The sequence below is a fragment of the Streptomyces sp. NPDC021212 genome (assembly GCF_044332925.1).
Taxonomy (GTDB): Bacteria; Actinomycetota; Actinomycetes; order Streptomycetales; family Streptomycetaceae; genus Streptomyces.
The window spans coordinates 223,297-247,458 of the sequence record NZ_JBIRPZ010000011.1 but is presented as its reverse complement, the minus strand read 5'-3'; the positions used below and the strand labels follow the sequence as shown (position 1 = coordinate 247,458).

Genomic DNA, 24,162 nt, shown 5'->3' with positions numbered 1-24,162 from the left:
GACCGTGGCGCGCCGCACCGCAGACAGCCAGAACGGGACCCTCGCCTCCGCGGTGACGGAACGACTGCTCACCGCCGGAGCCTCCCTCCGCCGCGTCCCGACCACCCCGGACCTGCGGGCCGTCTACCGGACCGACCAGACCGTCGAGGACTCCCCGTACCGCGAACGCTGGGCGCACGACAAGGTGGTGCGCTCCACCCACGGCGTCAACTGCACCGGGTCCTGCTCCTGGAAGGTCTACGTCAAGGACGGCCTCATCACCTGGGAGACCCAGCAGACCGACTACCCCTCGGTCGGCCCCGACCGGCCCGAATACGAACCGCGTGGCTGTCCGCGCGGCGCCTCCTTCTCCTGGTACACCTACTCGCCCACCCGGGTGCGGTATCCCCTGATCCGCGGGGTGCTGGCCGAGCTGTACCGGGAGGCCCGGGACCGGCTCGGCGACCCCGTCGCCGCCTGGGCCGAGATCACCGGCGACCCGGAAAAGCGGCGCCGCTACCAGTCCGCCCGGGGCAAGGGCGGGCTGGTGCGGATCGGCTGGGACGAGGCCCTGGAGATCGCGGCCGCCGCCCACGTCCACACCCTCAGCGCCCACGGCCCCGACCGGATCGCCGGTTTCTCCCCCAACCCCGCCATGTCCATGGCCTCCCACGCCGTCGGCGCCCGCTTCATGTCGCTGATCGGCGCGCCCATGATCTCGTTCTACGACTGGTACGCGGATCTGCCGATCGCCTCCCCGCAGGTCTTCGGCGACCAGACCGACGTACCCGAATCGGGGGACTGGTGGGACGCGGCGTACCTGATGCTGTGGGGATCGAACGTGCCGGTCACCCGCACCCCCGACGCCCACTGGATGGCCGAGGCCCGCTACCGGGGGCAGAAGGTGGTCGTGGTCTCCCCGGACTACGCGGACGCCACCAAGTTCGCCGACGAATGGCTCCACCCCCACCCCGGCACCGACGGCGCGGTCGCCATGGCGATGGGCCACGTCATCCTCAAGGAGTGCTTCGTCGACCGCGAGGTCCCCTACTTCACCGACTACGTACGGCGCTTCACCGATCTGCCGTTCCTGGTGGAACTGACCGAACGGGACGGGCGCCGCACCCCCGGCACCTTCCTCACCGCCGCCGCCCTGGAGGACACCGAACCGGGCCTGGGCGCCCACGCCGAGGACGCGGCCCGGCGCTGGATGCCGGTGCTGTGCGACGCGGACACCGACCGGCCCGTCGTCCCGAACGGCACCCTGGGCGACCGCTGGAGCAAGGGCGGCGAGGGCCGCTGGAACCTCGACCTGGGGGGCATCACCCCCCGGCTCACCCTCCACCGGACGCCCGGCGCCGAGACCGTCGAGGTCGAACTGCCCCGCTTCGACGAACCCGGCGCCACCGTCCGCCACGCCGTCCCCGCCCGCCGGATCGGCGGACGGCTGGTCACCACCGTCTACGACCTGCTCCTGGCCCAGTACGCGGTGGGCCGCCCCGGCCTGACCGGCCAATGGCCCACGGGCTACGACGACGCCTCGGTGCCCTGCACCCCCGCCTGGCAGGAAGCCCTCACCTCGGTACCGGCCGCGGCCGTGATCCGCGCGGCCCGGGAGTTCGCGGGCACCGCCGAGAAGACCCGCGGCCGCTGCATGATCGTGATGGGCGCGGGCACCAACCACTGGTTCCACTCCGACACCATCTACCGCTCCTTCCTCACTCTGCTGCTGCTCACCGGCTGCCAGGGCGTCAACGGCGGCGGCTGGGCGCACTACGTGGGCCAGGAGAAGGTGCGCCCGTTCACCGGCTGGCAGCAGCTGGCCACCGCCGCCGACTGGCACCGCCCCTCCCGGCAGATGGCCGGCACCCCGTACTGGTACCTGCACACCGGCCAGTGGCGCTACGAACGCTACGGCGCCGACGCGCTCGCCTCGCCCACCGGCCAGGGGCTGTTCACCGGCCGCCACACCGCCGACCTGGTCGCCCAGTCCATGCGGCTCGGCTGGATGCCCTCGTACCCCACCTTCGCCGCCAACCCCCTGGACCTGGGCCGCCGGGTGAAGGAGAGCGGACGCCCGGCGGGGGAGTGGGTCGCCGAACGACTCGCCGCGGGTGAGCTGGACTTCGCCTGCGAGAACCCCGACGCGCCCGAGAACTGGCCCCGCGTGCTCACCGTGTGGCGGGCCAACCTCATCGGCTCCTCCGCCAAGGGCAACGAATACTTCCTGCGCCACCTCCTCGGCGCCCAGGACAACGCCACCGCCGAGGAGACCCCGCCCGGCCACCGCCCCGCCGACGTCACCTGGCGGCACGAGGCGCCGCGCGGCAAGCTCGACCTGCTGCTCGCGCTGGACTTCCGCATGACCTCCACCACCCTCTTCGCCGACCTCGTCCTGCCCGCCGCCACCTGGTACGAGAAACACGACCTGTCCAGCACCGACATGCACCCCTACGTGCACGCCTTCAGCCCGGCCATCATCCCGCCCTGGCAGGCCCGCACCGACTTCGACATCTTCCACGGCCTCGCCCGCAAGCTCAGCGAACTCGCCGCCGGACGGCTGGAGACGGCCCACGACCTGGTCGCCACCGCCCTCATGCACGACACCCCCGGCGAGACCGCCCAGCCCGGCGGGACCGTACCGGACTGGCGCGACGGCCACACCCTGGCCGCACCGGGCGTCAACCTGCCGAACGTCACCCTCGTGGAACGCGACTACACCGCCGTCGCCGACCGCCTCGCCGCCCTCGGCCCCCTGCCCCAGCGGGACGGCATGCAGGTCAAGGGCATCACCGTGCACCCAGGCCCGGAAGCCGCCTGGCTCGCCGACCGCTGCGGCACCGCCACCCGGGGCGCCGCCGAGGGCAGGCCCCTCCTCGACACCGACGCCAAGATGTGCGAAGCCATTCTCGCCCTGTCCGGCACCACCAACGGACGCCTCGCCGCCGAAGGCTTCGCCCGGCTCGCCGAGCGCTGCGGCCAGGCTTCCGGCCTCACCGAACTCGGCGCCTCCGTCGCCGAACGCCGCGTGGTGTTCTCCGACACCCAGGCCCGGCCCGTCCAGGTCAGCGCCAGCTTCGAATGGTCCGGCAAGGAGGCCCCCGACCGCCGCTACGCGCCGTTCACCATCAACACCGAACACCGCAAGCCCTGGCACACCCTCACCGGCCGCCAGCACTTCTACCTCGACCACGCCTGGATCGCCGAACTCGGCGAACAACTCCCCGTCTACCGGCCACCCCTGGACCTCGCCGCCCTCGGCGAGGCCCCGCCCGGAGCACCCGGCGCGGGCGACGGCACCGGACGCGCCGTCACCGTCCGCTACGTCACCCCGCACTCCAAGTGGTCCATCCACTCCGAGTACCAGGAAAACCTGATCATGCAGACCCTGGCCCGCGGCGGCCCCGTCATCTGGCTCAGCGTCCCCGACGCCCAGGCCGTCGGCGTATCCGACAACGAATGGATCGAGGCCGTCAACGCCAACGGCGTCGTCGTCGCCCGGGCCGTGGTCTCCCACCGCATGCCCACCGGCACCGTCTTCATGTACCACGTACAGGAACGGCTGGTGAACGTGCCCAAGTCCGAGGCCACCGGCCGTCGCGGCGGCGTCCACAACGCCCTCACCAAACTCCTCATCAAACCCACCCACCTCATCGGCGGCTACGCCCAGCTCTGTTTCGCCCCCAACTACTACGGCCCCACCGGCAACCAGCGGGACGCGGTCACCGTCATCCGGCGCCGTTCCCAGAACGTGGAGTACTGACATGCCGCGCCGCCCGCCCCGCACCCCCCGGGTGATGGCCCAGGTCGCCATGGTCATGAACCTCGACAAGTGCATCGGCTGCCACACCTGCTCGGTCACCTGCAAACAGACCTGGACCAACCGCTCCGGCACCGAATACGTCTGGTTCAACAACGTCGAGACCCGCCCCGGCCAGGGCTACCCCCGCGGCTACGAGGACCAGGACACCTGGAAGGGCGGCTGGAAGCTCAAGAACGGCAACCTCGTGCCCCGCACCGGCGGCCGCGCCCGCCGCCTCGCCCGGCTGTTCGCCAACCCCGAACTGCCCCGCCTCGACGACTACTACCAGCCCTGGACCTACGACTACGACACCCTCACCACCGCCCCGCTCGGCGACGACGTGCCCACCGCCCCGCCCCGCTCCCTCATCGACGGCCGCCCCACCGACATCACCTGGGGCCCCAACTGGGACGACGACCTTGGCGGCGGCCCCGAACACCTCGCCGGCGACCCGGTCCTGGCGAAGATGAGCGACAAGGTCCGGCTGGAGTACGAGCAGGCGTTCATGTTCTACCTGCCGCGCATCTGCGAACACTGCCTCAACCCGTCCTGCGTCGCCGTCTGCCCCTCCGGCGCCCTGTACAAGCGGATCGAGGACGGCATCGTCCTGGTCGACCAGGACCGCTGCCGCGGCTGGCGCATGTGCGTCAGCGGCTGCCCGTACAAGAAGGTCTACTTCAACCACCGCACCGGCAAGGCCGAGAAGTGCACCCTGTGCTACCCGCGCATCGAGGCCGGAGAACCCACCGTGTGCTCCGAGACCTGCGTGGGACGGCTGCGCTACCTCGGCGTCATCCTCTACGACCCCGATAAGGTCGGCGAGGCCGCCGCCACCCCCGACGAGAAGGACCTCTACGAGGCCCAGCTCGGCTGCTTCCTCGACCCCCACGACCCCGATGTCGCCCGCGCCGCCGCCCGACTCCGGCATCCCCGACGACTGGATCGAGGCCGCCCGCCGCTCCCCGGTGCACGCCCTCATCAGCCGCTACCGCGTCGCCCTGCCCCTGCACCCCGAATACCGCACCATGCCCATGGTCTGGTACGTCCCCCCGCTGTCCCCGGTCGTCGACGCGCTCACCGCCACCGGCCACGACGGCGAGGACCCCGTCAACCTCTTCGGCGCCATCGACAGCCTCCGCATCCCCCTCGAATACCTCGCCGAACTCTTCACCGCGGGCGACCCCGCACCCGTCGAGGCCGCCCTGTGCCGGCTCGCCGCCATGCGCAGCCACATGCGGCGCGTCAACCTCGGCGAGGACCGCGACCCCGCCATCGCCGCGGCCGTCGGCCTGGACCAAAACGGCATCGAGGCCATGTACCGGCTGCTGGCCCTCGCCAAATACGAGGAGCGCTACGTCATCCCCACCAGCTACACCGCGGGACCCGGCGGCGACACCCCCACCGACACCTGCAGCCTCGACGGCGACGGGCTGCCCGGCATGATGCCGAACGACGCCGCCGACGCCTTCCACGCGCCCCCGGCCCCCGAACCCGCCGGCACCGGAAGCGGGCTCGCCGGCCGGGTCAATCTCCTGAACTGGAACGGCCGCGGACGCCCCACCGGACTGTTCCCGAAACGGAACGAGGACACCCGGTGAACGCCGCCACCCCCGCGATCCACCAGGCCGCCGCCCTCCTTCTCGGCTACCCCGGCCCCGAGTGGCCCGCCCGCCACACCCTCGTACGGGACTCCCTCACCGAACTCGCCACCCCCGCCGCCGCACCCCTGCTCCACTTCTGCGCCGCCGTCGACGGCGTCCCCGTGCTCGACCTCGCCGCCGCCTACGTCACCACCTTCGACCGCAGCCGCCGCCGCACCCTCCACCTCACCTACTACACCGACGGCGACACCCGCCGCCGCGGCGGCACCCTCGCCGCCCTCAAGGCCCGCTACCGCGCCCACGGCCTCGAACCCCCCGAGGACGAACTCCCCGACCACCTGCCCCTGATGCTGGAGTTCGCCGCCCGCTGTCCCGCCCCAGGCCACCGGCTCCTCGGCGAGCACCGCGCCGCCCTCGAACTCCTCCGGCTCGCCCTCACCGACCACCACAGCCCCTACGCCCACATCCTGCGCGCCGTCTGCGACACCCTCCCCGGACCCTCACCCGCCGACCGCGCGGCGGCCCTCGCCCTCGCCCGCGGCGGACCCCCCACCGAAACCGTGGGCCTGGCGCCCTTCGGCACGAACCCCGTCGCGGAAGGAAGCGGCCGATGAACCACCTGCACACCGCCCTGTGGGGCGTCCTGCCCTACCTCGCCCTCGCCCACTTCACCGTGGGCACCGCCTGGCGCTACCACTACGACCGCTTCGGCTTCACCACCCGCTCCAGCCAACTCCACGAACACCGCTTGCTCAGCATCGGCGGCCCCCTCTTCCACTACGGACTGCTCTTCGTGATCGCCGGACACGTCGTCGGGCTGATCGTCCCCGAAACCCTCACCGAACGACTCCACGTCAGCGAAAGCCTCTACCGCGCCAACGCCCTCCTCGTCGGCGGCACCGCCGGCCTCGCCACCGCCGCCGGCCTCGGCATCCTGCTCTACCGGCGGCTGCGAGTCCCCGCCGTACGCGCCGCCACCAGCCGCAGCGACCGCGCCGTGTACCCGCTGCTCGCCACCGTCCTGCTCGCCGGACTCACCGCGACCGCCACCGGCGCCGGACACCACGCCTACGACTACCGGCAAGGCGTCTCCCTGTGGTTCCGCAGTCTGTTCACCCTCGACCCCGACGTGCCCGCCATGACCGGCGCACCCCTCGTCTACCGGATCCATGCCCTGCTCGCCATGGCCCTGTTCGCCCTCTGGCCCTTCAGCCGCCTCGTCCACGCCTTCACCGCGCCCCTCGGCTACCTCGCCCGGCCCTACGTCGTCTACCGCTCCCGCACCCCCGCCCGCCCCTACCGCCACCCCGCCCTCACCGATCAACCCACACCACGCGCCCGTACCACGTACGGGTGCACTTCGGGCCAAGCCCGGCAGAACCGCTTGCGGGCGAAGTAGCTTGAGGCAGCTCTGACATCCGTCCGAGCCCGCACGCATCTGCCCGACCCCAGACACCTCCTAGGGGCACGCCCATGCCCGCTTCCGGTACCGCCCGCCTCCTCGCCGGGGGGAGCGAGGGACCAGGCGCGCTCCGCCCGCTGCTCGACACCGTCCTCGACGCCCTCGCCCACGGCGCCGCCGACCGCGGCGGGCCGATCCCCGCCGGAGGACCCGGCGCCGTGGCCCACCGGACGCACGCCGCCGCCCGGCCCTCCCTCCCCGACCACGGGGAAGGGGCGCACCACGCGCTGCGCACCCTCGTGACCGCCCTCACCGCGGGCGCCGCCGACCCGGCCGACCCGCACTGCGCCGCCCATCTGCACTGCCCGCCGCTCGCCGTCGCGGCCGCCGCCGACCTCGCCGTCTCCGCGCTCAACCCGTCCCTCGACTCCTGGGACCAGGCCCCCGCCGCCGCCGAGCTGGAGGCGCTGACCTGCCGCGCCCTCGCCGAGCTGACGCACCCCCACGGCCCCGCCCCCGACGCCCTCGTCACCACCGGCGGCACCGAATCCAACCAGCTCGCCCTGCTGCTCGCCCGCGAAGCCGCCCACGGCGCACCCCTCCGTATCGTCTGCGGCGCCAACGCCCACCACAGCGTCCACCGCGCCGCCTGGCTCCTCGGCCTCCACCCACCGCACACCCTCCCCACCCCCACCGGCGTCCTCGACCCGGCCCGCGTCCACGACGCCCTGACCGCCGGAGACAACCGCCCCACCCTGCTCGTCGCCACCGCCGGCACCACCGACACCGGCGCCATCGACCCCCTCCCGCACCTCGCCGACCTCTGCGACCGCCACCGGGCGACCCTCCACATCGACGCCGCCTACGGCGGACCCCTCCTGTTCAGCGACACCCTGAACAAGCGGCTCGACGGACTCGACCGCGCCCACACCGTCGCCCTCGACCTGCACAAACTCGGCTGGCAACCGGCCGCCGCCGGCCTCCTCGCCGTCCCCGACACCACCGCCCTCGCCCCCCTCGGCCACCGCGCCGACTACCTCAACGCCCACGACGACACCGACGCAGGACTCCCCGACCTGCTCGGCCGCTCCCTGCGCACCACCCGCCGCGCCGACATCCTCAAGATCGCCGTCACCCTGCGCGCCCTCGGCCGCCACGGCCTCGGCGACCTCGTCGACCAGGTCTGCGCACACGCCGCGGCCCTCGCCGACCTCATCCAGGCCCGCCCCGCCCTGGAGCTCTACGCCCGCCCCACTCTCTCGACCGTCCTCTTCCGCCCCACGGGAGCCGGACCGGCCACCGTCGCCGCGCTGCGCCGCCGCCTCCTGCACCACGGCACCGCCGTCCTCGGCCGCGCGGCCACCCCCGAGGGGCTGTGGCTCAAGGCCACCCTCCTCAACCCGCACATCCAGCCCGGCGATCTGCGCCGGCTGCTCGACCTCGTGGAAGGCAACACCACCCCATGAGCACCGCACAACCCCCCACGCAACCGTCCGCCCCCGAACCCGACCTCCCCGTGTCGGGACAGCCCCTGGACCTCGCGGGCATCGGCATCGGACCGTTCAACCTCTCCCTCGCCGCCCTCGCCCACGGCGTCCCCACCCTGCGCACCGCCTTCTACGAACAGCGGCCCGCCTTCCACTGGCACCCCGGCCTCCTCATCGACGGCGCCACCGTCCAAGTCCCCTTCCTCGCCGACCTCGTCACCCTCGCCGACCCCGCCAGCCCCTGGAGCTTCCTCAGCTACCTCAAGGCCCGCGAACGGCTCTTCCCCTTCTACGTCGCCGAGCGCTTCCACATCGAGCGCACCGAATACGACGCCTACTGCCGCTGGGTCAGCGAACAGCTCCCCGGCCTCCACTTCGGCCACCGGATCGACGCCGTCCGCTGGGACCACGACCACGAGCTGTTCGAACTCGACTTCAGCAGGCTCGGCCCCGAGGGCGAGGCCGCGTCCCCCGGCCGCGCCCACGCCCGCCACCTCGTCCTCGGCGTCGGCACCGAACCCCACGTCCCGGAACCCCTGCGCCCCCTCGCCGACGCCCCCAACGTCCCCGTCCTCCACTCCGCCGACTACCTGGAACACCGCGCGCGGCTGCTGAACACCGGCCACATCACCGTCGTCGGCTCCGGCCAGTCCGGCGCCGAGGTCTTCCTCGACCTGCTCCGCAACCGGCCCCTCGGCGCCGAGGGGCTGCACTGGCTCGCCCGTACGCCCTCCTTCGCGCCCATGGAGTACAGCAAGCTCGGCCTGGAGCAGTTCAGCCCCGACTACACCCGCTACTTCCACGCCCTCCCCGAGGCCGTCCGCGACCAGCTCCTCCCCGGACAGTGGCAGCTCTACAAGGGCATCGCGCACGAGACCATCACCGCCATCCACCACGAGCTGTACCGCCGCGCCCAGCAGGGCGGCGGCTGGCCGGGCGCCGTCCTCACCCCCGGCGTCACCGTCCGCACCGCCGGCCGCATCGCCGCCGCCCGCCTCGAACTCCACCTGGAGCATGCGCACCAGGGCACCCGCACCCGCCACACCACCGAGGCCGTCGTCCTCGCCACCGGATACCGCGAGCGCCGCGTCGACACCCTGCTCGCCGCCCTCGACCCCTACATCCGGCGCGACTCCTCCGAACGGCCCCGCATCGACGCCGACCACCGCCTCGTCCTCGACCCCCTCATCACCGGATCCGTCCACGTCCAGAACGCCGAGCGGCACACCCACGGCGTCGGCACCCCCGACCTCGGGCTGGCCGCCTGGCGCTCCGCCGTCATCCTCAACTCGCTCAGCGCCGAACCGGTCCATCCCCTGCCGTCCCGCACCGCCTTCACCACCTTCGGCATCCCGACCACCCGGCCGGGAGCCGCCGCCCCGCGGCGGCCCGCCGCCCCGTCGGCACCGGTCGCCCGGGGCAGCGGGCACATGCACCTCCCCGACCAGCGCAGCGGCCTGACCCCCACCCGGACCTGACCGCTGCGCCCACCGCTCAGAACACCGGCGTGCCGTCGTGTGTCAGCTTCCAGTCCACCGACGCGAACCCGGCCCCGTCGATCGTCCCCTTCGCCTTCACCCACGCGATGATGGTGTTGCGGATCTCCTCCGAGTTGGCCCACACCTGCTGGGCGGCGGCCACATGCGGGAAGTTGCCCCCGCCGCTCGCCCGGTAGTTGTTCACCGCCAGCACGAACCGCGCCGACGCCTCCACCGGCTCGCCGCCGAAGCGCAGCGCGGCGATCCGGGAACCCACCGGCTTCGCGATGTCGATCTCGTACGTCAGACCGCTCACCGCGTCGTAGTTGTAGTCCGGGGTCTCTTCGGCGTTCGTCAGCTTCGACGGATCCACCTCACCGCCCGCCGGGGTCCGTACGTAATACCGCGCCGAGTACTCCAGATAATCCTTGAGCTGGGCGCCGGTCAGCACCCGCGCCTCCAGCGTGTTCTCGAACGGATACAACCCCGCCACCTGCCGAATGGTGACCTCCCCGGCCGGGATCCGCGCCGTGCGCGAGAAGCACGACGCCTGCGACAGCACCGGCAGCCCCGCGTGCTCCGTGCCTGCCAGCGCCGCCTTCACCGTCTCCGACTGCACATGGTTGATGAAGTCGATGATCGGGGTGTCCTTGTACGGCGCCTCCGTGGCCGCCATCGCCGCCGTGGAGGTGCCGATGACCTGGTTGACGTACCCGACGACTTGTCTGTGCTCATCGTCGAGCAACCGCACGATCCGCGGATCCTCCGCCGCCGAGTTGGAGTTCAGCACCTTCGACGACACCGACTCCACCTGCCAGCGACCCCGAGCCCACTCCAGCGCGAAGTCGAAGCACGTCAGCCGCTGCCCCCACTTGAGCGGCTCGGACAGCACCACTTCCCGGCCCGTCTCCTTGTTCACCACCCGGCGCTCGGCGATCTCCACATGCGCGTGACCGACCAGGATCGCGTCGATCCCCGCCACCCGCTCGGCCACCAGCGCCGCCGCGTTCTCCACGTACGGCAGCTGATCGCCGTAACTCGACGTCCCGCTGGTGCCCGAATGCGCCGAGACGATCACCACGTCCGCGCCCATCGAACGCAGCCGCGGCACCCACTTCGCCGCCTGCTCCTCCAGACCCGGGAAGGTCATCTTCCCCTGCACATGGGCCTTGGCCCAGATCGCGATCCCCGGGTTCGTCAGCCCCAGCACCGCAACCTTCACGCCGCGGCCGCAGGGCGTGCGCAGCCGGGTCATCCAGTACGGCGGGAACGCGGGCCGCAGGGACGTGGCGTCCAGCGCGTTCGCGCCCAGCAGCGGAAAGTCGCACTGCTCCTCGAACTTCCGCAGCACCGGGATGCCGTAGTTGAACTCATGGTTGCCGAGCGCCGCCGCGTCGTACCCGATGAGGTTCATCGCCTGCGCCATCGGATGCACCGGGCCATTCGCTCCGGTGATCGGGTCGACCTTGGCGTAGTAGTACGACAGCTGGGTGCCCTGGATGGTGTCGCCTGCGTCGATCAGCAGCGTATGGCGCCGACCCTTCTCCTTGCGGACCTGCTCGACCAGGGTCGAGATCTTCGCGAGGCCGACGTCGTTGTGCGCCGCGTCGTCGAACTCGGCGTCCGTGAAGTAGTCCCAGTTGAAGACGTTCCCGTGCAGATCGGTCGTGCCCATGACGGTGAACTCGTACCGCCCACGGCCGCGCCCGTGGCCGCGCGCCTCCGCCGGAGCGGTGGCCGTGGCCGAGGCGAGCGCGACCCCCGCGCTGGTGGCCGCGGTGCGGCCCAGAAACGTCCGACGGTTGAGCGGCATGGCTGAACTCCCCTGAGGTACCTGCGAAATGGGCACAACGCGCGTAGATTCTGGCCCAGCCGTACCGTTCCGCAACACCCCCTTGGCACTCGGCGCAGGGCAGGATCAAGCCACGTCCGCGAGCCCCGAACGGAGCCCCGACATGGACCCCGCCTCGCCGACCTCGAACCGACCCCGCGTCGACGGCCCCTATCGAACCCGCGCGCCGGACCGTATCCACGCACGTCACGGCGCGCTTTACGATCAACCGCCCGGAGCTGTGAATCGACTGTGTGCACCAGCCCCGAATCGCTCATCGGAGCACCCCTATGCACGTTTCATTAGTTGTCAATAACCCGCCATGCAAAGGCCATGGGGGAGTGGCTGCTTTCCGGTTCTTTACCCGCGAGTAAGTCATAGGCTCGACACCATGCGCCGAGCAAAAATCGTCTGTACTTTGGGACCCGCCACCGACTCGTACGAGCAGATCAAGGCGCTCGTCGAGGCCGGAATGGACGTGGCCCGCTTCAACCTCAGCCACGGCACCTATGCCGAGCACGAGGAGCGTTATCGGCGAGTCCGCAAGGCCTCGCTGGAAACCGGACGCAGCGTCGGCATCCTCGCCGACCTTCAAGGTCCGAAGATTCGGCTCGGCAGCTTCCGCGAGGGGCCCGTACTCCTTGAACGCGGAGACGAGTTCACCATCACCGTCGAGCCCATCGAGGGCGACCGCTTCCGCTGCGGCACCACCTACGAGGGGCTGGCCAACGACGTCAGCAAGGGCGAGCGCATCCTCGTCGACGACGGCCGCGTGACGCTCGAGGTCGTCGACGTCGACGGGCCGCGTGTGCACACGATCGTCATCGAAGGCGGGATGATCTCCGACCACAAGGGCCTCAACCTGCCCGGCGTGGCCGTCTCCGTCCCCGCACTCTCCCGGAAGGACATCGAGGACCTGCGCTGGGCGCTGCGCACCGGGGCCGACATCATCGCCCTGTCCTTCGTCCGTAACGGGGACGACGTCGTGGACGTGCACCGCGTGATGCAGGAGGAGGACTGCCGGCGCCCCGTCATCGCCAAGATCGAGAAGCCGCAGGCGGTCGAGAACCTGGAGAAGATCGTCGACGCCTTCGACGGCATCATGGTCGCCCGCGGCGACCTCGGCGTCGAAATGCCGCTGGAGCAGGTGCCGATCGTCCAGAAGCGCGCGGTCAAGCTGGCGAAGCGGAACGCGAAGCCGGTGATCGTCGCGACCCAGATGCTCGACTCGATGATCGACAACTCCCGCCCCACCCGGGCGGAGGCCTCCGACGTCGCCAATGCCGTCATCGACGGCACGGACGCGGTGATGCTCTCCGGCGAGACCAGCGTCGGCAAGTACCCGATCGCCACGGTCAGGACCATGGGCCGCATCGTGGCCGCCGCCGAGGAGGACATCCTCGCCAAGGGTCTCCCCCCGCTCACCGAGCGCAACAAGCCCCGCACCCAGGGCGGCGCGGTCGCCCGCGCGGCGGCCGAAATGGGCGACTTCCTCGGCGCCAAGTTCCTGGTCGCCTTCACTCAGTCCGGCGACACCGTCCGCCGCCTCTCCCGCTACCGCTCCCCGATCCCCCTCCTGGCCTTCACCCCGGACCCGAACACCCGCTCCCAGCTCAACCTGACCTGGGGCGTCGAAACGTTCCTCGGCCCGACCGTCGCCTCCACGGACGAGATGGTCGCCCAGGTCGACGAGGAACTCCTCCGTCTGGGCCGCTGCCGCAAGGGCGACCTCGTCGTCATCACCGCAGGCTCCCCGCCCGGCGTCTCCGGCTCCACCAACCTGGTCCGCGTCCACCACATCGGCGCCGACGACCTCCGCTAGTCCCGCACTCAGTACTTCGGCCCGACGTGTGCGTCCATGAGCGCGACGGACGCCCGGCGGGCGACGGAGATGTTCCACGCATTGGTCTGCCGCCATGCGACACCGAGTTGGTCGAGCGTGGCGGTGTAGAGCCTCCGGATGTCGTCGGACCGGTTGGTGAAGAAGTACCGGGGGTACTCATAGCGCTTGTGCTCCCCGGCGACGATCTTCGTGGTCCAGTTGGTGATCCGGCAGCCGTCGGAGTGCACCAGCCCTCGGACGAACTCCCAGGGGCGGGCGAGGACGATCTCCTGCTGCCACGGCTCCAAGGCGATGACGCGCTCGTGCTTCTTCCCCGGCCCGTGCTGGGGCAACAGGCACGGCCAGTGCTTGCTGTAGCCGGTCACCATCACGCACCCCTGTCGCTGGACGCGGTAGACGCTGTTGTCGGGCCGTACGGCGCGGATCGCCCCGGCACAGGCGTCGATGAGACCCGGCCAGGCATCCGCACACGCGATGCGAAGGAAGTAGATGCCTTTTCGCAGGCGGCTCACGCATCCGTCGCCGAGATAGAGTCCGAGCAGATAGGCGTAGGCGGCGGTGTCTTCCGGTGGCCGTGGTGCGGGCGCGCATCTGGGGCAATCGGTCGCACGGGAGATGGGCTCCAGCCGAACCTTCCATGCGCGGATCGCGTAGCGGGATATCCCCGTCTGTTTGCTTACGGAGTTGAGGCTTCGGCCTTGGGCGACGAGGGCGAGGGTCCGCTTGCGTGTTTCAAGGTCGTACACGATTGGGAGCCTGGCGGTGGCGCGGCTGCTTTATGCCTGATCGAAGAATTGTTCACTTCATCGAGGGAAAGGAACCAATTCTTCGGTGACCTTGGAATCGAAGGAAAAGTGCCCCGGGTCGGACTCGAACCGACACTGTATGGGTTTTGAATCCATTGCCTGCTGCCAATTGGGCTACCGGGGCCAACGGTTCGAAGGTCACCAACGACCCGCTGCGCATCCACCTTACCGCAGCTAGGTAGGCTCGTGGTGCCCCCCACCTGTCAGGAACCCGAGGAGCACAGTGAGTACCGCTGACGCCCCCGACGCGCAGTCGCATGTCCCACCACACACGACCCGCGTCGTCATCGCCGAGGACGAGGCCCTCATCCGCCTCGACCTCAAGGAGATGCTCGAAGAGGAGGGGTACTCCGTCGTCGGCGAGGCGGGAGACGGTGAGACGGCCGTCGCGCTGGCTCGGGAGCACCGGCCCGACCTCGTCATCCTCGATGTGAAGATGCCCGTCCTGGACGGTATTTCCGCCGCCGAGCGCATCGCGGCCGACCGCATCGCGCCCGTCCTCATGCTCACCGCGTTCTCGCAGCGCGAACTGGTCGAGCGGGCCCGGGACGCCGGGGCGATGGCGTATCTGGTGAAGCCGTTCAGCAAGAGCGACGTGGTGCCCGCCATCGAGATGGCCGTCTCCCGCTTCACCGAGCTGAAGACGCTGGAGCAGGAGGTCGCCGACCTCTCCGTGCGGCTGGAGACCCGCAAGCTGGTGGACCGGGCCAAGAGCGTTCTGCAGACGGAGTACGGGCTGACCGAGCCGGCCGCGTTCCGCTGGATCCAGAAGACCTCGATGGACCGGCGGCTGTCGATGCAGCAGGTGGCCGAGGCGGTCATCGAGGACGCGGCGGAGAAGAAGGCCAAGGAATGAGGGAGTGGGGGGGTGAGGGGCCCGCAAAGCGGCCCCCTCACCCCCGCTCAGTCCTCGCCGAGGTACGCCTTCCGCACGGACTCGTCGTGCAGCAGCGCCTCCCCCGTCCCGGACAGTACGATCTTGCCGATCTCCATCACATGGCCGTGATCGGCCAGCGACAGCGCCGCTTGGGCGTTCTGCTCGACCAGCAGGATCGTCGTGCCCTGCGCCTTCAGCTCGGCGATGGTCTGCATGATCTTCTGCATCATGATCGGCGAGAGCCCCATCGAGGGCTCGTCGAGCATCAGCAGCTTGGGGCGGGACATCAGGGCGCGGCCCATGGCGAGCATCTGCTGTTCGCCGCCGGAGAGGGTGCCGGCGGCCTGGGTGCGGCGTTCGCCGAGGATGGGGAAGAGGTCGTACACCTTCCGTATGTCCGCGGCGATTCCGTCGGCGTCCTTGCGGAGAAACGCTCCGAGCTGGAGGTTCTCGGCGATCGTCAGCCGGGGGAAGATATGCCGTCCCTCGGGTGAGTGGGCCAGCCCCAGGGCGACGATCTTGTGCGCGGGGACCCCGCTCAGCGGTTTGCCGTTGAAGCGGATGGTGCCGCCGAGCGGGGCGAGCAGGCCGGAGAGGGTGCGCAGGGTGGTCGTCTTGCCCGCGCCGTTGGTGCCGATGAGGGTGACGACCTGGCCGGCCTCGACGCTGAACGAGATCCCCTTGACGGCCTCGATCTTGCCGTAGGCGACCCTGAGGTCCTCGACCTCGAGCAGTGCGGTCACTGTCCGTCCTCCTCTGTACGTGCTTCGGCTGCCTCGACCGCCGCGGCCTCCTCGGCGCCGGGTTCGCCCTCGAAGGGGGTGCCGAGGTAGGCGGCGATGACGCGTTCGTCGCGCTGGACGACGTCGGAGGAGCCCTCGACCAGCTTCTCGCCTTGGACGAGCACGGCGACCCGGTCGCACAGGTTGAAGATGAAGCGCATGTCGTGCTCGATGACGAGGACGGCGGTGCCGGTGTCGCGGATGGCGAAGACGAGTTCTTCGGTGGCCCGGGTCTCCTGGGGGTTCATGCCCGCGGTCGGCTCGTCGAGGAGCAGCAGTCCGGGGTCGCTGGCCAGGGCGCGGGCGATCTCCAGCTTGCGCTGTTCGCCGTAGGGGAGGTTGCGGGAGAGGTGGTCGGCCTTGGCGGCGAGGCCGGTGAACTCCAGGAGTTCCATGGCCCGGGCCTTGGAGGCGGCCTCGGCGCGTTTGAAGCCGGGGCCGCGCAGGAGAGCGGACCACAGCCCTTCCTTGGTGCGGGTGTGCCGGCCGACCAGGACGTTTTCCAGGACGGTCATGTTGGAGAAGAGGCGGATGTTCTGGAAGGTGCGGGCGATGCCGGCCTGAGTGACCTGATGGGGTTTCGGCGGCAGGACGGTGCCCCGGTAGGAGACGCGGCCTTCGGTGGGGATGTAGAGGCCGGTGAGGCAGTTGAAGAAGGTGGTCTTGCCCGCGCCGTTGGGGCCGATGAGGCCGACGATCTCGCCGGGGTGGACGTCGAGGTCGACGGAGCGTACGGCGGTGAGTCCGCCGAAGCGCATCGTGACGCCGGTGGCGGTGAGGACGGGGGCGGCCTGCGCCACTGTGGTCGTGGTCATGTCTGTCATGCCTCCGCCTTGGTGACGCCGACGGCGCCGCCGCTGAGGGCGGCCTGGTCGGGCACGTCGAGCTGTCCCGTCTCGTGGTATTCGAGCTGCTGCCGCCGGTTGGGGATGATCCCTTCGGGGCGGAAGCGCATCAGCAGGATGAGTGCGATGCCGAAGGCGAGGAGCTGGTAGTCCTGGAGGAATTCCAGCTTCTCGGGGATGAGGAAGAGCAGGGCCGCGCCCAGCAGGGGTCCGCCGATGGTGCCCATGCCGCCGAGGATGACGGCGGCGAGCAGGAAGGTGGAGTTGGGCGGGACGGGTCCGGCGAAGACGTACTGCTCGGGGACGACGGTGGTCTGGACGTGGGCCCAGATGGTGCCGGCGACTCCGGCGAGAGTGGCGCCGAGGGCGAAGGCGATGAGTTTGACGCGGAAGCCGTTGATGCCCATGGCGGTGGCGGCGGTCTCGTCCTCGCGGATGGCGACCCAGGCGCGGCCGATGCGGGAGTTTCCGGCGCGGCTGAAGATGAGGACGACGATGACGGTGACGATCAGCATCAGCAGGTAGTAGTTGCTGTTGGAGTCGAGGGTGAGTCCGGCGAAGCTGTGGTCGTCGTCGAAGTTGAAGCCGAAGATCTCCAGCGGCGGGATGTTGGGGATGCCGTTGGGGCCGTTGGTGACGGAGGGGCCTGAGGTGCCGTCGAGGTTGCTGACGGCGATGCGGAAGATCTCTCCGAAGCCGAGGGTGACGATGGCGAGGTAATCGCCGCGCAGCCGCAGGGTGGGGGCGCCGATGACGACGCCGAAGATGAGGGAGACGACGGCCCCGGTGAGTATGGCGGCCCAGAACGGGAAGTGGACGTGGATGGTGGAGGCGGCGGTTCCGGAGACCAGGGCGGCCGTGTAGGCGCCGACGCCGAGGAAGGCGACGTAGCCGAGGTCGAGGAGTCCGGCGAGCCCGACGACGATGTTCAGGCCGAGCGCGACGGTCGCGAAGATGGCGATGTTGACGCCGAGTTCGGTGTAGCTGGCCTTGTCCTGGGTGAAGGGGAAGACCAGCGCGGTCACCAGGGCCGCGACCAGGGTGAGGGAGCGGTAGGTGCTGGTGAGCCCGCTGAGCCGGGTGATGAGTCCGGCCTTGAGGAACGCGGGGGCGGCGAAGCACAGCGCGATGAGGTAGCCGATGAACGGCTCGGGGTTGTCCTCGTCGGTCTGGATGCCGTAGTTGACGACGTACAGCCCGAGGGTGAAGACGGCCGCGATGATGAGGATGTCGGCCCAGGAGGGGAGCTGCCGGGGGCGGCGGAGGGGCCGGGTGTCGTCGGGGAGCAGGAACGCGGTGGCGACGGGTGCGGCGGTGGCGATGGCGGCGACCCAGCCGCCCGGTTCCAGGTTGACCAGGCCGCCTTGGTCGACGGCGATGGCGATGAGGGTGAACCAGGTGGTGGCGAAGGTGCCGAGGGCCAGCAGCCGCAGGGCCTGGGTGGAGCCGGCGGGGGTGAGCCAGCGCAGGCCCCGGACGTCCAGGGCGGCGACCGCGAACGCCAGGGTGGCCAGGCCCAGGGCGAGGGTGAGGACCTGGAGTCCGCCGGGGTAGCCGTAGACGGTGAGGTCACCGGGGAAGTCGGAGGTCCAGGTCCAGGCGAGGAAGGTGGAGGCCACGGCGGCGAGGCCGCCGGCCGCGGTGAGCGCGCGGAGCAGGGTGGTGCGCGGGGCCGGGGTGCCGGCGGTGCCGGGGGCCTTGCTGATGTCGTTGGTCATCGGTTCACTCCCTCAGGCCCGGTCCGCTACGCGTTCGCCGAGCAGCCCCTGGGGCCTGACCAGCAGGACGAGGATGAGCAGGGTGAAGGCCCAGACGTCCTTCCAGGCCCCGCCGCCGAGCTGGTCCATTCCGGGGATGTCCTGGATGTATTTGATGGCCAGGGCCTCGGCGATGCCGAGGACGACGCCGCCGAGCATGGCGCCGTAGATGTTGCCGATGCCGCCGAGCACGGCGGCGGTGAAGGCCTTGAGTCCGGCGATGAAGCCCATCTCGAAGTTGATCTGGCCGTATTTGAGGCCGTGGGAGAGGGCGGCCACGGCGGCGAACGCGCCGCCTATGGCGAAGGCCATCACGATGATGCGGTCGGTGTTGATGCCCATCAGCTTGGCGGTGTCGGGGTCCTGGGCGGTGGCCTGCATGGCGCGCCCGGCCCGGCTCTTGGAGACGAACAGCCCGAGGGCGAGCATGCACAGCGGGGCGGCTATGAGCAGGAACGCGTCGCCGCGCTGGATGTGCAGACTGTCACTGATCTGATACGAGCTGCCCTCGAACTGGGGGAAGCTGCGGGCCTTCTTGGCGTCGGGGTAGAAGGCCCAGATCGCCTGCTGGAGTGCGATGGACAGCCCGATCGCGGTGATCAGGGGCGCCAGCCGGGGGCCGCCGCGCAGAGGCCGGTAGGCGAAGCGTTCGGCTGCCGTGGCGATGGCGACCGAGGCCAGGATGCCGCCGATGAGCATGAGCGGCAGGGCCAGCGCCAGCGAGGTGCCGCTGGGCAGCCAGAGGTAGACGGTGAGGGCGCCGAAGCCCCCGATCATGAAGATCTCGCCGTGGGCGAAGTTGATGAGCTGGACGATGCCGTAGACCATGGTGTACCCGATGGCGATCAAGCCGTAGAGGGCACCGAGGGTCAGGCCGTTGACCAGCGTTTGCGGCAGTTCGTGCACCGCAGGGCCTCCGATGAGCGTGTCGGATATGACGCCGCGCGAGGGCGCTGGTGTGCGCCCTCGCGCGGTTGTCATGCGTGGATGGGCGGGGTGTTGCCCTGGGATCAGTCCTTGAAGGTCCGGCTCGTCACGTCCTTCCAGGCGCCGTTCTTCACCTGGTAGACGGTCAGCTGCTTGTTGGTGGTGTCGCCGTACTGGTCGAAGGAGACCTTGCCGGTCACGCCGTCGAAGGAGACCTTGTCCAGCGCCTCGGTGATCTTGGCGCGGGCGTCGTCGGGGAGCTTGCCGTCGTTGTCGGCGGCGACGGCCTTGACGGCCTGGATGATGGCCCAGGCGGCGTCGTAGGAGTAGCCGCCGTACGCTCCGTACGGGTCCGAGTACTTCTGGGCCGCGTAGTTCTTGACGAACGTCTTGGCGGAGGGGAGGTCTTCGACGGGGTAGCCGACGGAGGTCGCGTAGTCGCCGTCGTTGCTGGTGCCGGAGGCCTTGATGAAGGCGGGGTCGTAGATGCCGTCGCCGCCCATCACCGGGACCTGCGCACCGGCCTGCTTGATCTGGTCGGACAGCAGGCCGCCCTCGGGGTACTGGCCGCCGAAGTAGACCGAGTCGGCGCCGCTGGACTTCACCTTGCCCGCGATGCCGGAGAAGTCGGTCTCCTTGACGGTGAGGTGGTCGGTGCCGACCACGGTGCCGCCGAGGCGCTTGAACTCCTGGGTGAAGATCTTGGCGAGCCCGGCGCCGTAGGTCTGCTTGTCGTCGACGACGAAGACCTTCCGCTTCTTGGCGTCCTTGTAGTAGTACTGCGCGGCGAAGCGGCCCTGGATGATGTCGGTGGTCGCGGTGCGGAAGTAGGTCTTGAAGGGGCGGGACTTCTTGCCCGAGGCCCAGGCGTCGCCCTGGCTGAGTGCCGGGTTGGTGTTGGCGGGGGAGACCTCGGCGAGGTCGGCCTTGGCGAAGACGCCCTGCATGGACTGGGCGACGCCGGAGTTCAGCGGGCCGACCGTGCCGAGGATGGCGTCCTCGTCCACCATCGAGGTGGCGTTCTGCTTGCCGGAGGAGGGCACCGCCTGGTCGTCATAGGACTTGATCTTGAAGGTGACGCCGGGGACCTCCTTCTGCTTGTTGGCCACCTTGGTGGCGAGGTCGACGGAGTTCTTGATGCCCTGACCGAGTGCCGACAGCGACCCGGTGAGCGGGGCGTCGACGCCGATGACGACGGTGGTCTTCTTGCTCTTGTCCCCGCTGTCGGTCTGGCCGCGCGAACCGCAGGCGCTGAGGGTGAGGGCTCCCGCGGTGATCGCGGTCGTCAGGATGAGCAAGGAACGCTGTCTCACGAAGAATCCTTTCCCTGGCCCGGCCGTCCCTCTGGGTGGGACGCCGTGTCCGCGCCGGTGGACCTGTTACAGCCGTACGGGCGCTGGCGAACACCCGTCGTGTGTAGTTACTGGCTGTGAATGTAAGGGTCGGGCGCAACGGGGGGCAGAGGTGCAGCCCATGATGTGACTGTCTTGTTATGACCCAGGTCACGGTCTTGTGTCGATGTAGCGGAACGGAAGGGACAAAAAGGGCCATTAAGGGCAATCCGTGAGGTCCGGATAGTGAGAAGGTGCAGTTCCGCTAAGGAGTAGAGGGAATTTGCGAAGGAAGCGTGGAGACGCGTTCCCGTGGCGACGGAGGGGGGTCATCACCGATGACGTCACGGCGCGAAATCGCCCGATCGTGTATTGCGTGTGTGTTAACCGAGTGTGACAAGCGGGGCGATTGATTCCAGCCTCCGGGAGTCAGGTCTGCGCACGCAGAAGCGGCACTCCGGGTTCGGAGTGCCGCTTCTGTATGTGACGGGGTGTTACGGGCGTTACGGCTTGGGCATGCCCTCCGCGTCGCGCAGCAGGCAGGTCAGCCGGGCGGTGCACACCCGGCGGTCCTGCTCGTCGCTGATGACGATCTCGTACGTGGCGGTCGAGCGCCCCCGGTGGAGGGGCGTGGCGACGCCGGTGACCAGGCCGGAGCGCACCCCGCGGTGGTGGGTGCAGTTGAGGTCGACGCCCACCGCGATCCGCCCGCTGCCGCCGTGCAGCATCGAGCCCACCGAGCCGAGGGTCTCGGCCAGCACGGCGGAGGCGCCGCCGTGCAGCAGCCCGTACGGCTGGGTGTTGCCCTCCACGGGCATGGTGCCCACGACCCGCTCCGCCGAGGCTTCGAGGATCTGCACGCCCATGCGGGTGCCGAGGTGGCCGGCGGAGAACAGCGCGAGGATGTCGATGCCGAGTGCCGCGTACTCGTCGATGACCTCTTGCGGGAACTTCACGCTGGCCTGCTCGCCCATCGGGATCGGCTCCGTTCGTTTGCTGAGGGCGGCCGCCCGCCGAGGGGGGCCGCCTGCTGGTGACGGCCACCTTCCTATCAGGCGGCTGAGCGAACGCTTAGCCGGGGTGTGTCCGTCAGACGGGGCGGGTCCGCTCCAGCCGGATCACCACGGACTTGCTCGCCGGGGTGTTGCTGGTGTCGGCCGTGGAGTCCAGCGGGACCAGCACGTTGGTCTCCGGGTAGTACGAGGCGGCGCAGCCGCGCGCGGTCGGGTAGTGGACCACCCGAAAGCCGGGGGCGCGGCGCTCGACGCCGTCCGTCCACTCGCCGATCAGGTCGGCGTAGTCGCCGTCGGCGAGCCCCAGGGCGCGGGCGTCCTCAGGGTGTATCAGCACCACGCGGCGGCCGTTCTTGATGCCGCGGTAGCGGTCGTCCAGGCCGTAGATGGTGGTGTTGTACTGGTCGTGGGAGCGGAGGGTCTGCAGCAGCAGCCGGCCCTCGGGGGCCTTGGGGTACTCGACGGGGGCGCCGGTGAAGTTGGCCTTGCCGGTGGTGGTGGGGAAGCGGCGGCTGTCCCTGGGGGCGTGCGGCAGGGCGAACCCGGACGGGTCGCTCACCTTGGCGTTGAAGTCCTCGAAGCCGGGGATGACGGCCGCGATCCGGTCCCGGATCGTGGCGTAGTCCTTGGCGAACTCCTCCCACGGGGTGGTGCTCCCGTCGCCGAGCACCCGCCGGGCCAGCCGGGCGACGATGGCCGGTTCGGAGAGCAGCTGGGGGCTCGCGGGCTCCAGGCGTCCGCGCGAGGCGTGGACCATGCCCATCGAGTCCTCGACGGTGACGAACTGCGGTCCGCCGTCCTGGACGTCCCGCTCGGTGCGGCCGAGGGTGGGCAGGATCAGGGCGCGGGCGCCGGTGACCACGTGGGAGCGGTTGAGCTTGGTGGAGACATGGACGGTCAGCCGGGCGGCGCGCATCGCGGCCTCGGTGACGTCGGTGTCGGGGGAGGCGGCCACGAAGTTGCCGCCCATGGCGAAGAAGACCTTGGCCTCTCCGTCGCGCATCGCGCGGATGGCGCGGACGACGTCGAAGCCGTGCTCGCGGGGCGGCGCGAAGCCGAACTCCTTCTCCAGGGCGTCCAGGAAGGCGGGCGCGGGCCGCTCGAAGATGCCCATGGTGCGGTCGCCCTGCACATTGCTGTGGCCGCGCACCGGGCACACCCCGGCGCCGGGGCGGCCGACGTTGCCCCGCAGCAGCAGGAAGTTCACGACCTCCCGGATGGTGGGCACCGAGTGCTTGTGCTGGGTCAGGCCCATCGCCCAGCACACGATGGTGCGCTTCGAGTCGAGGACCATGCGCAGCGCGCGGTCGATGTCGGCCCGATCCAGGCCGGTGGCGCTCAGCGTCTCGTCCCAGTCGGCGGCGCGGGCGGCGGCGGCGAACTCCTCGAACCCGTGGGTGTGCTCGCCGATGAAGTCCTCGTCGATCACACCGGGGGTGTTGTCGGAAGCCTCCAGGATCAGCTTGTTGAGGAGGCGGAAGAGGGCCTGGTCGCCGCCGATCCGGATCTGCAGGAAGAGGTCGGTGAGCGAGGTGCCGCCGCCCGCGAGCCCCTTGGCGTTCTGAGGGTTCTTGAACCGCTCCAGACCCGCCTCGGGCAGCGGGTTGATGGAGATGATCTTCGCGCCGTTGGCCTTCGCCTTCTCCAGTGCGGAGAGCATGCGCGGATGGTTGGTGCCCGGGTTCTGCCCGGCGACGATGATCAGGTCGGCCTTGTAGAGGTCCTCCAGCAGCACGCTGCCCTTGCCGACGCCCAGGGTCTCGGTCAGCGCCGAGCCCGAGGACTCGTGGCACATGTTGGAGCAGTCGGGCAGGTTGTTGGTGCCGAACTCGCGGGCGAAGAGCTGGTAGAGGAAGGCGGCCTCGTTGCTGGTGCGGCCGGAGGTGTAGAAGACGGCCTCGTCGGGGGAGTCCAGGGCCCGCAGTTCGTCGGCGATGATGTCGAACGCGCGGTCCCAGTCGACCGGCTCGTAACGCTCGGCGCCTTCGGCGAGGTACATGGGCTGGGTGAGCCGGCCCTGCTGGCCGAGCCAGTAGCCGCTGCGGGTGGCGAGGTCGGCCACCGGGTGGGCGGCGAAGAAGTCGGGGGTGACCCGGCGCAGGGTCGCCTCCTCGGCGACGGCCTTCGCGCCGTTCTCGCAGAACTCCGCCGTGTGTCGCTTGTCCGGCTCGGGCCAGGCGCAGCCCGGGCAGTCGAAGCCCTTCTTCTGGTTGACCTGGAGGAGGGTGAGCGCGGTACGGCGCACTCCCATCTGCTGATGGGCCATGCGCAGCGAGTGACCGACCGCGGGGAACCCGGCGGCGGCGTGTTTCGGGGGGACGACCTCGGGCGCGTCCTGGATCGGATCGCCTGCGGGTGGCTTGGCTGCCATGTCGCTCCCCTTGTTCGACTCGGCTTGTCG

The 24,162-nt window shown here is 70.3% G+C and carries 16 protein-coding genes, 1 tRNA gene and 1 pseudogene; 8 read left to right on the top strand and 10 right to left on the bottom strand.

From position 1 onward, the window contains the following. Window positions 1–4: 4 nt before the first annotated feature. From ACH4SI_RS29100 to ACH4SI_RS29075, 6 genes and pseudogenes are all read left to right on the top strand, one after another. The gene (locus ACH4SI_RS29100) at window positions 5–3,742 is read left to right on the top strand and encodes a nitrate reductase subunit alpha (protein WP_398300704.1); all 3,738 of its coding nucleotides are present in this window, start codon (window positions 5–7) and stop codon (window positions 3,740–3,742) included. A gap of 1 nt (window position 3,743) precedes the next feature. After that, window positions 3,744–5,379 (top strand): annotated as a pseudogene (gene narH, locus ACH4SI_RS29095) (nitrate reductase subunit beta). Next, window positions 5,376–5,996 carry a nitrate reductase molybdenum cofactor assembly chaperone gene (gene narJ, locus ACH4SI_RS29090; RefSeq protein ID WP_398300702.1) on the top strand — a complete coding sequence of 207 codons (621 nt, stop codon included), beginning with the start codon at window positions 5,376–5,378 and terminating at the stop codon, window positions 5,994–5,996. The pseudogene narH and the gene narJ overlap by 4 nt, the downstream one beginning before the upstream one ends. Next, window positions 5,993–6,781, top strand: a complete 789-nt coding sequence (gene narI, locus ACH4SI_RS29085) for a respiratory nitrate reductase subunit gamma (RefSeq protein ID WP_398300700.1) — start codon at window positions 5,993–5,995, stop codon at window positions 6,779–6,781. Before narJ ends, narI begins: the two co-directional genes overlap by 4 nt. A gap of 74 nt (window positions 6,782–6,855) precedes the next feature. Continuing rightward, entirely contained in the window at window positions 6,856–8,250 is a 1,395-nt protein-coding gene (locus ACH4SI_RS29080) for a pyridoxal phosphate-dependent decarboxylase family protein (protein WP_398300698.1), read from the top strand. Continuing rightward, window positions 8,247–9,749, top strand: coding sequence for a lysine N(6)-hydroxylase/L-ornithine N(5)-oxygenase family protein (locus tag ACH4SI_RS29075; RefSeq protein WP_398300696.1), 1,503 nt, complete (start codon window positions 8,247–8,249; stop codon window positions 9,747–9,749). The genes ACH4SI_RS29080 and ACH4SI_RS29075 overlap by 4 nt, the downstream gene beginning before the upstream one ends. Before the next feature lie 16 nt (window positions 9,750–9,765). Here the strand turns inward: ACH4SI_RS29075 and ACH4SI_RS29070 are convergent, their stop codons facing one another. Further along, window positions 9,766–11,562, bottom strand: coding sequence for a bifunctional metallophosphatase/5'-nucleotidase (locus tag ACH4SI_RS29070; protein WP_398300694.1), 1,797 nt, complete (start codon window positions 11,560–11,562; stop codon window positions 9,766–9,768). Between the two features lie 409 nt (window positions 11,563–11,971). Between ACH4SI_RS29070 and pyk the strand changes: the two genes are divergently transcribed. Beyond that, window positions 11,972–13,402 carry a pyruvate kinase gene (pyk, locus tag ACH4SI_RS29065; protein ID WP_398300692.1) on the top strand — a complete coding sequence of 477 codons (1,431 nt, stop codon included), beginning with the start codon at window positions 11,972–11,974 and terminating at the stop codon, window positions 13,400–13,402. 8 nt (window positions 13,403–13,410) lie between these two features. Here the strand turns inward: pyk and ACH4SI_RS29060 are convergent, their stop codons facing one another. Together ACH4SI_RS29060 and ACH4SI_RS29055 are read right to left on the bottom strand one after the other, a co-directional pair. Then, the gene (locus tag ACH4SI_RS29060; protein WP_398300690.1) at window positions 13,411–14,169 is read right to left on the bottom strand and encodes a transcriptional regulator; all 759 of its coding nucleotides are present in this window, start codon (window positions 14,167–14,169) and stop codon (window positions 13,411–13,413) included. A 109-nt stretch (window positions 14,170–14,278) separates the two neighbouring features. After that, window positions 14,279–14,353: transfer RNA gene (locus tag ACH4SI_RS29055), tRNA-Leu, on the bottom strand. 99 nt (window positions 14,354–14,452) lie between these two features. Between ACH4SI_RS29055 and ACH4SI_RS29050 the strand changes: the two genes are divergently transcribed. Continuing rightward, window positions 14,453–15,085: an ANTAR domain-containing response regulator gene (locus tag ACH4SI_RS29050; protein WP_398300688.1), complete on the top strand. Its 633-nt coding sequence runs from the start codon at window positions 14,453–14,455 to the stop codon at window positions 15,083–15,085. 47 nt (window positions 15,086–15,132) lie between these two features. Here the strand turns inward: ACH4SI_RS29050 and ACH4SI_RS29045 are convergent, their stop codons facing one another. The 7 genes from ACH4SI_RS29045 to ACH4SI_RS29015 all read right to left on the bottom strand — a co-directional run bounded on the left by ACH4SI_RS29045 (window position 15,133) and on the right by ACH4SI_RS29015 (window position 24,132). Beyond that, window positions 15,133–15,849 carry an ABC transporter ATP-binding protein gene (locus ACH4SI_RS29045; protein ID WP_398300686.1) on the bottom strand — a complete coding sequence of 239 codons (717 nt, stop codon included), beginning with the start codon at window positions 15,847–15,849 and terminating at the stop codon, window positions 15,133–15,135. Further along, a complete protein-coding gene (locus ACH4SI_RS29040; protein ID WP_398300684.1) occupies window positions 15,846–16,712 on the bottom strand; it encodes an ABC transporter ATP-binding protein in 867 nt (288 codons plus the stop codon). Before ACH4SI_RS29040 ends, ACH4SI_RS29045 begins: the two co-directional genes overlap by 4 nt. Further along, a complete protein-coding gene (locus tag ACH4SI_RS29035) occupies window positions 16,709–18,451 on the bottom strand; it encodes a branched-chain amino acid ABC transporter permease (RefSeq protein WP_398300683.1) in 1,743 nt (580 codons plus the stop codon). The genes ACH4SI_RS29040 and ACH4SI_RS29035 overlap by 4 nt, the downstream gene beginning before the upstream one ends. Window positions 18,452–18,463: 12 nt before the next feature. Beyond that, a complete protein-coding gene (locus ACH4SI_RS29030; protein WP_398300681.1) occupies window positions 18,464–19,396 on the bottom strand; it encodes a branched-chain amino acid ABC transporter permease in 933 nt (310 codons plus the stop codon). 104 nt (window positions 19,397–19,500) lie between these two features. Beyond that, window positions 19,501–20,730 (bottom strand): branched-chain amino acid ABC transporter substrate-binding protein, encoded by a 1,230-nt coding sequence (locus ACH4SI_RS29025; protein ID WP_398300679.1) that lies wholly within the window; start codon window positions 20,728–20,730, stop codon window positions 19,501–19,503. A 521-nt stretch (window positions 20,731–21,251) separates the two neighbouring features. Beyond that, entirely contained in the window at window positions 21,252–21,722 is a 471-nt protein-coding gene (locus ACH4SI_RS29020; protein ID WP_398300677.1) for a hotdog fold thioesterase, read from the bottom strand. A gap of 115 nt (window positions 21,723–21,837) precedes the next feature. After that, window positions 21,838–24,132: an FdhF/YdeP family oxidoreductase gene (locus ACH4SI_RS29015; protein ID WP_398300675.1), complete on the bottom strand. Its 2,295-nt coding sequence runs from the start codon at window positions 24,130–24,132 to the stop codon at window positions 21,838–21,840. Window positions 24,133–24,162: the final 30 nt, after the last annotated feature.

What these genes read in the sequence shown, in the direction of transcription:
- narI (WP_398300700.1), top strand. Translation starts at nt 5,993, where the DNA reads ATGAACCACCTGCACACCGCCCTGTGGGGCGTCCTGCCCTACCTCGCC.
- ACH4SI_RS29080 (WP_398300698.1), top strand. Translation starts at nt 6,856, where the DNA reads ATGCCCGCTTCCGGTACCGCCCGCCTCCTCGCCGGGGGGAGCGAGGGA.
- ACH4SI_RS29075 (WP_398300696.1), top strand. Translation starts at nt 8,247, where the DNA reads ATGAGCACCGCACAACCCCCCACGCAACCGTCCGCCCCCGAACCCGAC.
- ACH4SI_RS29070 (WP_398300694.1), bottom strand. Translation starts at nt 11,562, where the DNA reads ATGCCGCTCAACCGTCGGACGTTTCTGGGCCGCACCGCGGCCACCAGC.
- pyk (WP_398300692.1), top strand. Translation starts at nt 11,972, where the DNA reads ATGCGCCGAGCAAAAATCGTCTGTACTTTGGGACCCGCCACCGACTCG.
- ACH4SI_RS29040 (WP_398300684.1), bottom strand. Translation starts at nt 16,712, where the DNA reads ATGACAGACATGACCACGACCACAGTGGCGCAGGCCGCCCCCGTCCTC.
- ACH4SI_RS29035 (WP_398300683.1), bottom strand. Translation starts at nt 18,451, where the DNA reads ATGACCAACGACATCAGCAAGGCCCCCGGCACCGCCGGCACCCCGGCC.
- ACH4SI_RS29020 (WP_398300677.1), bottom strand. Translation starts at nt 21,722, where the DNA reads ATGGGCGAGCAGGCCAGCGTGAAGTTCCCGCAAGAGGTCATCGACGAG.
- ACH4SI_RS29015 (WP_398300675.1), bottom strand. Translation starts at nt 24,132, where the DNA reads ATGGCAGCCAAGCCACCCGCAGGCGATCCGATCCAGGACGCGCCCGAG.